Annotated in this window: 17 protein-coding genes; 11 read left to right on the top strand and 6 right to left on the bottom strand. The window is 42.1% G+C overall.

Annotated elements, in window-relative coordinates; all coding sequences use genetic code 11:
• Nucleotides 1–4: 4 nt before the first annotated feature.
• From mlaD to GYX26_RS01615, 7 genes are all read left to right on the top strand, one after another.
• Nucleotides 5–517 carry an outer membrane lipid asymmetry maintenance protein MlaD gene (gene mlaD / locus GYX26_RS01645; protein ID WP_100114058.1) on the top strand — a complete coding sequence of 171 codons (513 nt, stop codon included), beginning with the start codon at nt 5–7 and terminating at the stop codon, nt 515–517.
• Nucleotides 518–568: 51 nt separating this feature from the next.
• Complete coding sequence (locus GYX26_RS01640; RefSeq protein WP_370520823.1) at nt 569–1,171, top strand: phospholipid-binding protein MlaC; 603 nt, start codon at nt 569–571, stop codon at nt 1,169–1,171.
• A gap of 2 nt (nt 1,172–1,173) precedes the next feature.
• A complete protein-coding gene (locus GYX26_RS01635) occupies nt 1,174–1,458 on the top strand; it encodes a lipid asymmetry maintenance protein MlaB (RefSeq protein WP_100089420.1) in 285 nt (94 codons plus the stop codon).
• Nucleotides 1,455–2,375, top strand: coding sequence for a VacJ family lipoprotein (locus GYX26_RS01630; protein WP_174827775.1), 921 nt, complete (start codon nt 1,455–1,457; stop codon nt 2,373–2,375). The genes GYX26_RS01635 and GYX26_RS01630 overlap by 4 nt, the downstream gene beginning before the upstream one ends.
• Nucleotides 2,376–2,448: 73 nt before the next feature.
• On the top strand, nt 2,449–2,811 hold the full coding sequence (locus GYX26_RS01625; RefSeq protein ID WP_100089418.1) for a VacJ: 363 nt from the start codon (nt 2,449–2,451) through the stop codon (nt 2,809–2,811).
• Nucleotides 2,812–3,040: 229 nt separating this feature from the next.
• The gene (locus GYX26_RS01620) at nt 3,041–3,664 is read left to right on the top strand and encodes a lytic transglycosylase domain-containing protein (protein WP_174827774.1); all 624 of its coding nucleotides are present in this window, start codon (nt 3,041–3,043) and stop codon (nt 3,662–3,664) included.
• Nucleotides 3,665–3,744: 80 nt separating this feature from the next.
• Nucleotides 3,745–4,278, top strand: coding sequence for a single-stranded DNA-binding protein (locus tag GYX26_RS01615; protein ID WP_100138445.1), 534 nt, complete (start codon nt 3,745–3,747; stop codon nt 4,276–4,278).
• A 332-nt stretch (nt 4,279–4,610) separates the two neighbouring features.
• Here GYX26_RS01615 and GYX26_RS01610 read toward each other — a convergent pair whose 3' ends face one another.
• From GYX26_RS01610 to GYX26_RS11510, 5 genes are all read right to left on the bottom strand, one after another.
• Nucleotides 4,611–5,048, bottom strand: a complete 438-nt coding sequence (locus GYX26_RS01610; protein WP_174827773.1) for a membrane lipoprotein lipid attachment site-containing protein — start codon at nt 5,046–5,048, stop codon at nt 4,611–4,613.
• 98 nt (nt 5,049–5,146) lie between these two features.
• Nucleotides 5,147–5,473, bottom strand: coding sequence for a hypothetical protein (locus GYX26_RS01605; protein ID WP_174827772.1), 327 nt, complete (start codon nt 5,471–5,473; stop codon nt 5,147–5,149).
• A gap of 459 nt (nt 5,474–5,932) precedes the next feature.
• Nucleotides 5,933–6,247, bottom strand: coding sequence for a hypothetical protein (locus GYX26_RS01600; protein WP_174827771.1), 315 nt, complete (start codon nt 6,245–6,247; stop codon nt 5,933–5,935).
• 25 nt (nt 6,248–6,272) lie between these two features.
• On the bottom strand, nt 6,273–6,608 hold the full coding sequence (locus GYX26_RS11630) for an MFS transporter (protein WP_174827770.1): 336 nt from the start codon (nt 6,606–6,608) through the stop codon (nt 6,273–6,275).
• Nucleotides 6,609–6,635: 27 nt separating this feature from the next.
• On the bottom strand, nt 6,636–6,767 hold the full coding sequence (locus GYX26_RS11510) for a hypothetical protein (protein WP_255453829.1): 132 nt from the start codon (nt 6,765–6,767) through the stop codon (nt 6,636–6,638).
• Nucleotides 6,768–7,316: 549 nt separating this feature from the next.
• Here GYX26_RS11510 and greA point away from each other — a divergent pair.
• A complete protein-coding gene (gene greA, locus GYX26_RS01590; RefSeq protein WP_100089410.1) occupies nt 7,317–7,793 on the top strand; it encodes a transcription elongation factor GreA in 477 nt (158 codons plus the stop codon).
• Between the two features lie 90 nt (nt 7,794–7,883).
• Here greA and yhbY read toward each other — a convergent pair whose 3' ends face one another.
• Complete coding sequence (gene yhbY, locus GYX26_RS01585; RefSeq protein ID WP_100089465.1) at nt 7,884–8,174, bottom strand: ribosome assembly RNA-binding protein YhbY; 291 nt, start codon at nt 8,172–8,174, stop codon at nt 7,884–7,886.
• A gap of 400 nt (nt 8,175–8,574) precedes the next feature.
• On the opposite strand from yhbY, the gene GYX26_RS01580 reads away from it, so the two are divergent.
• The 3 genes from GYX26_RS01580 to ftsH all read left to right on the top strand — a co-directional run bounded on the left by GYX26_RS01580 (nt 8,575) and on the right by ftsH (nt 12,070).
• Nucleotides 8,575–9,126 (top strand): hypothetical protein, encoded by a 552-nt coding sequence (locus GYX26_RS01580; protein ID WP_174827769.1) that lies wholly within the window; start codon nt 8,575–8,577, stop codon nt 9,124–9,126.
• 270 nt (nt 9,127–9,396) lie between these two features.
• Nucleotides 9,397–10,017: an RlmE family RNA methyltransferase gene (locus tag GYX26_RS01575; RefSeq protein WP_174827768.1), complete on the top strand. Its 621-nt coding sequence runs from the start codon at nt 9,397–9,399 to the stop codon at nt 10,015–10,017.
• 82 nt (nt 10,018–10,099) lie between these two features.
• On the top strand, nt 10,100–12,070 hold the full coding sequence (gene ftsH / locus GYX26_RS01570) for an ATP-dependent zinc metalloprotease FtsH (protein ID WP_174827767.1): 1,971 nt from the start codon (nt 10,100–10,102) through the stop codon (nt 12,068–12,070).
• Nucleotides 12,071–12,499 lie beyond the last annotated feature (429 nt).

Here is a 12,499-nt window from a genome sequence, read left to right as displayed (position 1 = left end):
TGATATGAAAAAAAACAGTCTGGAAATGCTGGTTGGCCTATTCGTTTTAATAGGCATAGTGGCAATCCTATTTTTAGCTTTTCGCGTAGCTGGTGGTAATGGCATTGGTTCCTCCCAGCCTACATATACTTTATCGGCTTCATTCAGCGATATTGGCGGGCTGAAAGCACAGGCGCCCGTCAAAGCTGCCGGAGTAGTAGTAGGACGGGTAGACAAAATTGTGCTTGATCCCAAAACTTATTGGGCTAAAGTAACTTTAAAAATTGATAAACAATACCAGTTTAGTAGCGATACGTCTGCGCAGATTCTGACTTCTGGTTTACTCGGCGATCAGTACATCGGGTTGGAGCAGGGCGGAGATCTGGATAGTCTGGCCGATGGTGACACCATTACCATTACCAGTTCTGCTTTGGTACTGGAACAATTGATTGGTAAATTTATGACCAGCTTTGCTGAAGGTAACGCCAAAGGCAATAACAAACAAACAGACAGTACCGCTGCTTCGGCCAGTGAGTAAAAAAGATAGCAGCAGGTAAACACACAATATATTTAATTGAAGGAATATACAATGAAACTGAACAAATCTACGCTACTGGGTATATTAAGCATTGGTATTATGAGCATTAGCATGGCTTTTGCCTCGCCACAGCAGGCAGTAAGCCAGCTAAAGGATAATGCCACTCAGGTATTGAATATTTTGAGCTCAGCTAATGGAAAAAATGACGATCAAGTGCGCCGACAGGCAGAAAACTATGCCATTCCCTATTTTGATTTTGAGCGCATGACTGCACTGGCTGTAGGCGCACCATGGCGTACAGCCAGCCCGGCCCAGCAGCAGGCGCTGACTCAGGAATTTAAAACCCTGTTGATCCGTACTTACTCCGGTACCATGTTGAAATTCAGAAACGCCAAAGCGAACGTTTACAGTAATCCGGTAGTGAATAAAAATGGGCGTGAAATCATTGTGCGTGTAGATATCACCACACCGAACAGCAAACCGGTACGCATGGATTACACCATGTATCAGGCTGGTAGCATATACCGCATTTATAATGTTGCCGTTGAAGGTGCCAGTCTGGTTACCGTATACCGTAACCAGTTTAATCAAACCATCAGCCAGAAAGGTATTGATGGTCTGGTAGCTGATTTACGTGCCAAAAACGGTAAATAACCATGCAAACCACCGTGCAGGGTAAAACTCTGATGATTCATGATAAGGTAACCATGAGTACAGTAGGGGAAAACGATTACAAGCGATTTTGTGACTGTATCCAGAATGCCGGCATTGAAAAAGTGGATGTCAGTGGTGTAACCGAAGCCGATTCAGCATGTGTGGCCTTATTGGTGGCGGCAAAGCGATTGGCGCGTAGACAAAAATTCATGTTGCACATCGCCGGCGTGCCAGCAGGGCTGATTACCCTGATGGCACTTTACGGCGTAGAGGAATCATTACAATGAGTAAAAAAAAGTTGCTGGCAGCTACACTGCTATTATGCCTGAGTCAGGTGAGCTGGGCCGAAGAACAGGCCTATAAAGACCCGTACGAAGGATATAACCGGGTAATGTTCAATATTAACGATCATCTGGATCGTTATATCATGACACCGGTAGCTCGTGGTTACCGTAAAGTAACACCTTCACCTGTACGTACCGGCGTAAATAACTTCTTCAATAATCTGCGTGATGTGGTTAGTTTCGGCAGTAATCTGTTGCGGCTGGATATTGAAAAGGCCAGTACAGATTTTGTCCGCGTTGGCATCAATAGTACTTTTGGTTTAGGCGGTTTATTGAATATTGCTGATGCCGGCCAGATTCCGAATAATAAAAATACACTTGGCGACACTTTTGCCTCATGGGGCTGGAAAAACAGTAATTACTTCGTTTATCCGATTTTTGGCCCGTCAACTGTACGCGATAGTATTGGCAGTACCATCACCGACGTGTTTCCGATAGAAGACGCTATTTTCAAGGATAGTGCTGTACGCTGGGGTACTGCTGGTTTAAATGGTGTTGCCACCCGTGAAGGATTGCTGGATGTAACTGATAGCCTGAATGATGCTGCACTGGATCGCTACACCTATATGCGTGATATGTATATGAAACTGCGTAACAGCCAAGTGGGTGGTACGCTATTTACCGCCGATGAAGATGAGGATGACGATATCGACAGTCTGGTGGCACCAAATAGTAATAACACCAGTGCACAGCCGGCATCGGCAATAGCAGATAAACCTGCTGATACTGGAGAAAAAAATTCAGCATCTGTTAGCAGCAGTACGCCTGCAACAACTGAACCAGTAGCAGCCGAATCTGCGAATACTACACTACCTGCTGCGGCTACCTCAGCAGACCAGCCTTACTGGAATGTGCACTAAGCATGAGTGCAGGCATTGCCGGAATTTAAACCAGTAACTGAAATTCGGGTCATATTACAACAGGAATGCAATCATGTTTGAAGTTAATCGCAGCGTATTTTTGCTTGTTCCTCTTGAACCATTTTGGGCGTGGTTACAAAACCTGCCCGATATTGATCTGGAACAGCTATCATTAGAGATTTTACAGCAGGATGCCAATGCTTATCTGACTTCTGCCTGCGAGGATATTGATGATTTGTGGGCTGAAATTGAACAGCGCTATCAGGATATCTTTGCAGCTGAACTGGCTGACTGGTGTGAAGATGAAAGCTTGTGGCCGACTTTAAGCTTGGATAATTTTAAAGATTGGTTCGGGGTACAGATTTCAACAGTGGTAACCGATCTGGCACAGGAAGAACTGGCGCGTGAAGCATTCGTACCTATTGACCTGAATTAAACCAGTGTTATTGTCTATGTTAAAAAAAGCCAATGTTAAACATCGGCTTTTTTGCATTAAAAGCAGTTGTCTGACATTTATTATTCTGTGCTGAAATCATTCTGTTAAACTGCAAATTGATTGCATAATCTTTAATCTTGCTAACCTGATTTAAAATAATCAATTACAATTGTATACAATCAATTTTTCAAACCAGTTTATATGCTGTACATAACCGGAATTAATTCATATGCAGCGCAGAAGTAAAACTGTATCGCGACGCCAGTTATTACAGGCTGGCAGTGCTGCCATGCTGGGTGTAGCCATGTCACGTATGGCACTGGCAGGCGCACAACGCGAAGAAACGCTTGCTGATGATGTAACTTCCATCATGCGCAATGCAGTCAATAATGCCAACCCACCGCGACTGATTTTTGCATCGCCGGCAGAAGCCAGCCGCTGGTTAAATGCCATGTCGACACGGCTTGCGCCATATGTTCCAGATGATTATGCACGTAAGCGTTTGCTCACCAACATCCAGTATGAAGCGATGCGTGCTGGTCTGGATACACAGGTGATACTGGGCCTGATTGAAGTAGAAAGCCGTTTTCGCCAGTATGCTATTTCTGGCGTAGGGGCACGCGGACTGATGCAGGTAATGCCATTCTGGGTGAAACAGATTGGCCGTCCGGAACATAACTTATTCGATATTCGCACTAACTTACGTTATGGCTGCACCATCCTGCGTTATTATCGAAACCGAGAGAATGGTAATATGGCACGAGCACTGGCGCGTTATAATGGCAGTTTGGGCCGTACTACTTATTCAAATGCTGTTATCAGTGCCTGGCAGCGGCACTGGCAATGGGCGTAACAAGTATTCTGTAACAAAGATAATCTTTTCAACACGGGTTGTCTGGAAAGACCACCTGTATTCATTATTAGGAAACCACCATGTCTGTTAATAAAGTCATCCTGGTTGGCCGTTTGGGTCGAGACCCTGAAACGCGATATATGCCTAGCGGCGATGCAGTAACCAACTTCTCTATCGCTACTGATGAACAATGGCGTGACCGCAATGGTGAGCGCCAGACCCGTACCGAATGGCACAACATTACTCTGTTTGGCAAGCTGGGTGAGATAGCCAGCCAGTATCTGCGTAAAGGTAGTCAGGTGTATATCGAAGGCCGTATTCAAAGCCGTAAATATAGCGGTAAAGATGGTATCGAACGCACAGCTTACGACATCATCGGCAATGAAATGAAAATGCTGGGCAGCCGTAATGATAGCGCCAGTGCTGGCGGCGGCTATGATCAAACGGGTGGCGGTGCTGATTATGCTCAGGGCGGCAACAACTATAGTCAGGGCGGTTATGATGCCGCACCTGCTGCTTCCAGCCCGCCACCGGCAGCACCACGCCGTCAGGCACCACGGCCAGCACCAACACCGGCGCCAGTGGATGATATCGATGACGATATTCCATTTTAATTATCTAAAATTGATTAAGAATCAATTCCTGACTGAATTAGCCGGATAAATTGATTTTTGGTAATCTTTCGCCTTTCAGATGTGTATTTGAAGGGCGTTTTATTTGATGAGGGAAGACATTAATACTCAAATAACCTATTTATTGCAGATTGAGTAAACGAATTGTGATCAATCTGCATAATAGTTGGTTTTAATCTCATTTACTGGTAACTATGCCATATTTTTATACGCTATAACCTATATCTTTATTAGCTTAGTTGTATCTAATATGTAACTACTTTCTAAAATAGTACAGCTCATTTAGGGGAAATGGTTGATTGCTAAAGTAAATTTTAAAACACAGCATTTTTATCCCAGATGAAATGTTCTACAGGAATCCATTTATGGTCTTTTTCTTCAAACCAAACAGTGAGGTTTTCTTCATTACTGCTAGCCCATGTCACTTCCCTAATTTTTATATCTCTGCTCCTTATTTCTTTTTGTGTAAATTGTTTGGATAGCCCTGCTCTAAATTCGGTAATAAAACCGTCTTTTTTACCCAGAATAAAAGTTTTATCCCATAAGGGCGGATATTTTTTTATCAGACTATCTACAGGTGTTTGTTCTATCTGATTAAAATTCATAAATTTTTCCATAGTGTCGCCATCAATTCTATTTAATTCTTTATTAGCTACTATGTGATTTTCATGATTATTTTCTTCTATTACTTTAATTTTATTGCACGAAGACAGTAGTAGAACGAATAATATAATAAATACATATTTCTTCATAACTTGATATTAGATAAAAAGTTGTATTAGGTAACATGGCGTTAGCTGATTTAGAATATCAACTAAATGACGTTTCCGTAATTCATTTTCTACATTCATTACACTGGGTAATCCAGTTTAAAGCCTCCATTAATGCGATTATCATCATGATATTCATCTGAATGTCCAATGATTGGAACATTCCCCACAGTGTACCCAAATTCATGAGCAATAGGAAATTGATAATAATCTTTCAAACCAAAGTAATCCTTATAGTTTGATTTAATATCTTCAGTATCTAAGCTAATTATTCTTCGATCCCAGATTACATAACTTGTTTCAAAATCCCCCGGAGCTATTTTGATTACATTTACTGTCCAGTGAGGATTTGTGAATACCCATTTGATGTCAAAATCTACGGTGAAAATACTATTCTTATGTTTCACAGCAAAGTTAGATAGTCCCCGAATTTTTAACTTAAAATAATTTCCCCAAATTTTGCTAATAAGAACATCAGCAGATTGATGGAATTTTCTTTTTTCTCTTATGGCTCAAGGAGTAGTTCGGGTAAACCGGGTATATTGCCATTTTTCCTGAATAAGAATGGTATTTCTATCTTCTTCTATGAAAATATCCATTCTTGCCGTTCTTTTAATAGTACTCATAATTAGAAGTTTAGTATCATTAAATCAATTTAAATATTTAAATTTGAAAAGAAAAATATATCTAACTTTAGAATTAATACTTATTTTTGAGTGTATGCCATAATTGATATTTTTGTAAAGTAATGAAACTATTAGTATGGTTTAACTGAATTGTTGTCTGACTGGTTTGTTACTGAGCAGCCACAGAGTTGGGCATATTAACCTTTTAACAATACATTTGAGTAGAAAAATGAACATATTTTAATGCTGCTCAGTGCCCAAATTCTGAGCATGCCGCCGCCAATCTGCACACTTAATGAGAATAACAGAGATTGATGTTAAACCTATATGCAGGATATCGAGCATATAGATGCCGCCAAATGTAAGTACTGCCATTTGAGGTACCGTTAGAAAACCGGCGGCCATAACAACCTTCCAGACTACAATACTTTTAAGCGGTGAGGGAATGGTGAGCGTTGATTTGGATATATATTTTGATTCGGCATGTTTAGCGTTGATAAACAATACAACCACAAGGCCAACGCTCAAGCCTGCGATGGCTAACACGGTAAACATCATCAAAACCATATGAATAGGCCAACTAGGGCAGTAATCCTGTACCAATCGCCCTGCCAACCGGGATTGCAGTTTGGCGAACACTTATGGCAAATCCACGCTCACTATCATCAAACCATGACATGACTGTTCTGCCCGATGAGGAGCTAATACTACCGCTGAAAGCCCCAGTTATTGCTAGGGCTGTGCCCAAGTGTAGATACTTGACACCGCCAGACGAAGCCTCTGGTGTAAGTGATATGGCGATTAAGGCATACGCTATGGCTGACGACCATAAGCCTAAAATCAGAACTTTTTTCTCACCCAGTTTATCGGTGAGTAGCCCCCAAATTATTTCTGAAGCTGTAACTCCCAATCCCATTGAACCTAAAACAAAACCAAGCTCGTATCATGAAAAATGATAAGCATCTCGCATTAAAATTCCGGTGATAGGAATGCCAGCAAAACCCATGGTAAATATTGCTTGTGCCAGAACGCCAATTGCTAGCACAAACCCAACGATAATTATTTTTTTATCCATTTCTGTTTTGCATTCTTCCAATACCATACGAAATAGTATGTATTTTTTTATGCTATGCCGTTTTTGTATGTCGGTAAACAAAAGAATCTATTTGTAAACATATAATAAATAATTAGTATATTTTTTATTATCATGTAAATAATATTTGTGTTGCTGTGCCAGTTTGTATGTTTTTTCAATGTAATGGGCAGTCATCATGAATAATGCAGCTATTAATGGTTTTGCCGTGTTAGGCGCAGCTTTATACGTGAATTACAGGACAAACCATACGATATTGACGTTGTTGCAATCATAGGTTAAACACCAAGCCGATGTTGTACTGGAATTTACGGATGTATTTAATGATGGCAAGAAAGTACCAGCCTACCTTAAAGCAGGAGGTATACATGCTTATCTCTGCACCTGTAAAATAAGCATTGCTATTTTATACTGGTCTGATAAAATATCACTTATGGAACAGCGCAAGCCGCCAGAATCGGGCGGCTTGCTTTTTGTTATTAATACGAAATACCGTTGGCGCATTCAGCTGCGGTATCTTGGAGAAATATGATGCAAAAAATTCCGTTGACCGTAATTGGTGCCGATTTGCTGAAGCAGGAGCTGCAAGAACTTAAGAGTGTGGCTCGTCCTGCTGTGATTGAGGCTATTGCTGAGGCACGTTCACATGGCGATCTGTCGGAAAATGCAGAATACGAAGCTGCTAAGGAAAAACAGGGCTTTATTGAAGGCCGGATTGCTGAAATTGAGCACAAGCTCTCATTGGCACACATTATCGACCCGAAAGAAACCAATGCCGATGGTAAAGTGGTATTCGGGGCAACAGTGAAAATGCAGGACCTGGAAACTGAAGAAGTGGTTAGTTATCAGATTGTGGGTGAAGATGAGGCCGATATTAAACAGGCAAAAATTTTTGTTGGTTCACCGATAGCACGCGCGTTGATTGGCAAGGAAGAAGGCGATGTGGCCGAAGTTCAGGCACCAAGTGGTGTGCGTGAATATGAAATTCTTGAGGTTTTTTATATTTAAGCAGGCGGTTTTTAATCAGTTGTCTGTTGCCTTGGGTTAAACCGCTAAAGGCAAAATCATTAAGCGATTCATGAAATGAATCGCTTTTGTTTATTCAGCTGTTTCAGCTTTTCGACGGTATAACACCAGTTGTTTGCCAATGTGCTGTATCAGCTCGGCGCCTGTAGCTGCGCACAATGCTTCAGCAATGGCAATACGTTGTGCACGTTCGTCACCGGCAACCTGTACTTTAATCAGCTCGTGCGCATCGAGATTGCGGTTGGTTTCGGCGATTACTTCGGCTGTTAGCCCGTGCTGCCCGATTAATACGACCGCATGCAGTTGATGCGCGCGTGCTTTTAATGCCATTTTATCTTTACTGCTTAGTTTATCAGTTGCCATTTTGGTTTCCATATTGCTAAAACCTGCCTATCCCGCTGGCGGGTACGCTGGTTGAATTCAGATTGAGCTATTTTAAATGAGGCAGCCAAATTTTTATAGTTAATATCAATCTGATTTTATGTAATACGTATAATATTTGTGTATGGCTGGTTAATTAACTCCGCCAGCATATGCTGTGTTTATAATATTAGGTAGTGAATATATGTGATGAAGTGGTAAGCAGAAGTTTGCCTGTTGGGTATAACCGAGTAGTTGTTTGAAATATGTGTTGATTTTATCTTTTTTTGATAATATATGTTTAAATTATTGAAGTTTCTTCAGGCTGATTGCCATGTATGGACTATTAACTGTTTCTGTTTTGAATATTTTAAACCTTGATTGATGCTGTTTTGAATTAATAATGATGAAATTTCAGCGTATATACAGTGGTACATTGTGGGTGCTGGATACCATTTTTTTCAGACTGTTTGCTTGGTACTGGTTAATGGGATTGTTTATACAGATTCTTTCCTATACTGAAGCGCGGGACAGTATGAGAAAAGAATCTATGTTTCCTTTTGATGTGGCGGTATTTCAGGCTGATGCTTCTTTTGAAGGTATCAGTTATACGGCAGATAGAGATGTCAGGTCTGCAAATACCTCCTATCTGGCTCCTGTGCCTAAGGGGCATAAACAGTATGGTGAATATAGTTCGTTTAGTTATCAAGTGATTGAGCAGCGGCCACAGCAGCAGTTAATCCAGACAGTTTCTAAAGATGATGAGCGCACTACATGGGCAACCTATGTGGCAACCCATGATTCGATTATGCCGTTAACTACCAGAATATATGCTTTTGATTATATGCCGGCTTCTGCCGCTGCGGCTTTTATTGTGGTGCAGTTGTTGAAGTGTTTCATCCGCTATCTGATTTGGAGAAATCAAATCAGGTTGAGCTGTGCTGTTGAGTATTAACGGCTGAATCAATTCTGTATGCTGAGTAGATTATTCATACTTTTATTTTGTTAATCAGTATTTTTGCTTAAAGCGCTGCTGGCAGTATGATGCAAAGAAGATAGATTCAGGTTTGAGGTAGAAGCGGTGAATTCAGACTGTTTTGGTGGCTGGCTAAGGTAATCTGCTGCTGTTTTAGGCTGTTAAATTTATCAGCTTTGCTACTGGTATGCTCTGTATTCCGCTTCGATTTCACGATACAATGTGAAGGTTTTTTCAAGAAATTGCATCATGGGTGTTCGTTCTAAATCTTCCAGTGCATGGCTCAATGAGCATGTTAACGATCATTATGTTCATTTGGCTCAGAAAGAAGGCTATCGTGCACGTGCAGCCTACAAGCTGCTGGAAATCAATGATAAGGATCATCTGATACGGCCGGGTGCGGTGGTGGCAGACCTTGGCAGTGCGCCCGGAAGCTGGTCGCAGGTTGCAGCTAAACTGGCCGGTAAGCAGGGGCAGGTGTTCGCGCTGGATATTTTGCCAATGGAGCCAGTGGCAGGTGTACGCTTTATTCAGGGTGATTTTCGCGAGAATGAAGTACTGGTGCAGTTTGAAACGTTACTGGATGGCTGTGAGCTGGATCTTGTAATTTGTGATATGGCACCCAATATGTCAGGCAATAACATTACTGATCAGGCGCGCAGTTTGTATCTGGCAGAGTTGGGTCTGGAGTTTGCGCAGGCACATCTGAAACAGGGTGGTGATTTCCTGGTGAAGGTGTTTCAGGGCAGTGGTCTGCAAGAGTTTCAGCAGGTGATGAAAGATAGCTTTGCACAGGTATTGATTCGCAAGCCGAAAGCTTCACGTGACCGTTCCAGTGAAATTTATCTGCTCGGTCGCGGTAAAAAATAGTTGTGATGGCCAAGCCTGAGGGTGTTGGCTGTGCTGACTATTCTGAACAACAATTAATTAACCTCCTTAGGAGTTTCTGACAGTGCGGAATACCGTAAAGAATCTTTTTGTCTGGCTGGTGCTGGCGTTAATTTTAATGGCCGCATTCAATGCCATAACTGAGAAAAAAGAGAGTAAACAGAAGATTGAATACTCTCAGTTTATTCAGCAGGTTAACAAGGGTGAGATTGCCAGCGTAAATATTGAAGGTTCGGTAGTTAATGGCTTTCAGCTAAAAGGTTTGCGCAATGATAAATCATCATTTACCACTAATGCTCCTACGCCACTGGAGAATGGTTTAATTAATAACCTGCTGGCTAAGAATGTTCGGGTTAATGTGATTCCGGAAGAAAAGCCAAGTGTTTTAACTAATCTGCTTTACAGTATGTTGCCGATGCTGTTGCTGATTGGGGTGTTCTTTTATTTTATGCGCTCTATGCAGGGCGGCGGCGGTAAGGGCGGTGCTTTCTCTTTTGGTAAAAGCCGTGCCCGTCTTCTGGATAAGGAAGCCAATAAAGTTACTTTTGCCGATGTGGCTGGTTGTGATGAAGCCAAGGAAGAAGTACAGGAAGTTGTGGATTATCTGCGTGCTCCGCAGCGTTATCAGACGCTGGGTGGCCGTATGCCTCGTGGTATTCTGATGTGCGGCAGCCCGGGTACGGGTAAGACTTTGCTGGCCAAGGCTATTGCTGGCGAGGCACAGGTACCGTTTTTCAGTATTTCCGGTTCAGATTTTGTGGAAATGTTTGTTGGTGTAGGTGCTTCACGTGTGCGTGATATGTTTGAGCAGGCGAAGAAGAATGCACCCTGTATTATTTTTATTGATGAAATTGATGCGGTAGGCCGCCAGCGTGGTGCTGGTTTGGGCGGTGGTAATGATGAACGTGAGCAAACTCTGAATCAGCTACTGGTTGAAATGGATGGTTTTGATAGCAATACGACAGTGATTGTGATTGCAGCCACTAACCGCCCCGATGTGCTTGATCCGGCACTGATGCGTCCGGGTCGCTTTGACCGGCAGGTAGTCGTGCCTCTACCGGATATACGTGGTCGTGAACAGATTCTGAAAGTACACGCAACTAAAGTGCCTTTGGATAAGTCTGTGGATTTGCCGGTGCTGGCACGTGGTACTCCTGGTTTCTCTGGTGCCGATTTGGCCAATCTGGTGAATGAAGCTGCACTGTTTGCCGGTCGTCGTAACAAGACCAAAGTTGATATGAGTGACTTTGAAGACGCCAAAGATAAAATTTATATGGGCCCGGAACGTCGTTCTATGGTGATGCATGAGGATGAAAAGAAAGCCACTGCTTACCATGAATCTGGCCATGCGGTTGTTGCTGAGACGCTGGACTTTACTGACCCTGTGCATAAAGTAACGATTATGCCTCGTGGCCGCGCACTGGGGCTGACGTGGCAGTTACCGGAACGTGATCGCATCAGTATGTATGAAGACCAGATGCTCAATAAGATTTCGATTTTGTTTGGTGGCCGTATTGCTGAGCAAATGTTTATTGGCCGTGTTTCTACTGGTGCTTCTAATGACTTTGAACGCGCTACTCAGCTTGCCCGTGACATGGTGACGCGTTATGGTATGTCCAAGAAGATGGGGCCAATGGTGTATGGCGAAAATGAAAACGAAGTATTTCTTGGACGTTCAGTAACTCAGTCGAAAAATATTTCTGAAAAAACCATGCAGGAAGTGGATGCTGAAGTGCGTCGTATTCTTGATGAGCAATATGCTGTTGCTTACAAAATTCTGGATGAAAATCAGGATAAGATGCACGCCATGGCCAAAGCCTTGATTGAGTGGGAAACCATTGATCGTGATCAGGTGCTGGAAATCATGGCTGGCAAAGAGCCTAGTCCACCGAAAGATTTCAGTGAAAATGTGGTTAAGGATGCTGACGCTGAGCAACCTGTTGCTGAAGAAGCCGCTGCAACTGATTCTGAGGCAGAAGCTGTAAGTGATGCTGAAACTAAAGCGTCAGAACCAGAGCAGAAATCACAGCAATAATGTAATTGAGTTTTCAACGGCAGCTATAGCTGCCGTTTTTTATACCTTTTTTATGATAATGGGCATGTGGTTGTGATGGTTTGGTTGATATATGGCATTCGATAATCTGCATATACGTTTAGTGAAATGGCTTAAGCAGTTAAACAAACATTGAAAAACAGGCTGGCTGAAAGATGATAATTTCGAATCAGCTAGCAATGGAATGCTAAAGCAATATGATTGTTAGCAATCTGGATAAAACCAGATAGTCCAGTTATGGTGATGAATTAATAATTTTATTTAATTTTTTTTGGATTCATGCTGCGATTCGGTTTGATTGAATATAAGCAGGTTTTATGGATAAAAGCACTTGGACAATAAATTCTGGTACTGGTTAACAATAAATAATATTGGCCTGTTTATATTTATCATTTCAATTAATCTTTTGTT

The organism is Snodgrassella sp. ESL0253 (assembly GCF_013344965.1).
GTDB classification, from domain to species: Bacteria; Pseudomonadota; Gammaproteobacteria; order Burkholderiales; family Neisseriaceae; genus Snodgrassella; species Snodgrassella alvi_B.
This window is presented reverse-complemented; position numbering and strand designations above follow the sequence as displayed.

Coding starts and splice junctions, on each gene's coding strand:
- GYX26_RS01635 (WP_100089420.1), top strand. CDS start 1,174: ATGCAAACCACCGTGCAGGGTAAAACTCTGATGATTCATGATAAGGTA.
- GYX26_RS11510 (WP_255453829.1), bottom strand. CDS start 6,767: ATGGATAAAAAAATAATTATCGTTGGGTTTGTGCTAGCAATTGGCGTT.
- GYX26_RS01575 (WP_174827768.1), top strand. CDS start 9,397: ATGGGTGTTCGTTCTAAATCTTCCAGTGCATGGCTCAATGAGCATGTT.
- GYX26_RS01615 (WP_100138445.1), top strand. CDS start 3,745: ATGTCTGTTAATAAAGTCATCCTGGTTGGCCGTTTGGGTCGAGACCCT.
- GYX26_RS01630 (WP_174827775.1), top strand. CDS start 1,455: ATGAGTAAAAAAAAGTTGCTGGCAGCTACACTGCTATTATGCCTGAGT.
- greA (WP_100089410.1), top strand. CDS start 7,317: ATGCAAAAAATTCCGTTGACCGTAATTGGTGCCGATTTGCTGAAGCAG.
- GYX26_RS01640 (WP_370520823.1), top strand. CDS start 569: ATGAAACTGAACAAATCTACGCTACTGGGTATATTAAGCATTGGTATT.
- GYX26_RS01610 (WP_174827773.1), bottom strand. CDS start 5,048: ATGAAGAAATATGTATTTATTATATTATTCGTTCTACTACTGTCTTCG.
- GYX26_RS01620 (WP_174827774.1), top strand. CDS start 3,041: ATGCAGCGCAGAAGTAAAACTGTATCGCGACGCCAGTTATTACAGGCT.
- GYX26_RS01600 (WP_174827771.1), bottom strand. CDS start 6,247: ATGTTTACCGTGTTAGCCATCGCAGGCTTGAGCGTTGGCCTTGTGGTT.
- GYX26_RS11630 (WP_174827770.1), bottom strand. CDS start 6,608: ATGGGATTGGGAGTTACAGCTTCAGAAATAATTTGGGGGCTACTCACC.
- GYX26_RS01625 (WP_100089418.1), top strand. CDS start 2,449: ATGTTTGAAGTTAATCGCAGCGTATTTTTGCTTGTTCCTCTTGAACCA.
- mlaD (WP_100114058.1), top strand. CDS start 5: ATGAAAAAAAACAGTCTGGAAATGCTGGTTGGCCTATTCGTTTTAATA.
- yhbY (WP_100089465.1), bottom strand. CDS start 8,174: ATGGCAACTGATAAACTAAGCAGTAAAGATAAAATGGCATTAAAAGCA.
- GYX26_RS01580 (WP_174827769.1), top strand. CDS start 8,575: ATGATGAAATTTCAGCGTATATACAGTGGTACATTGTGGGTGCTGGAT.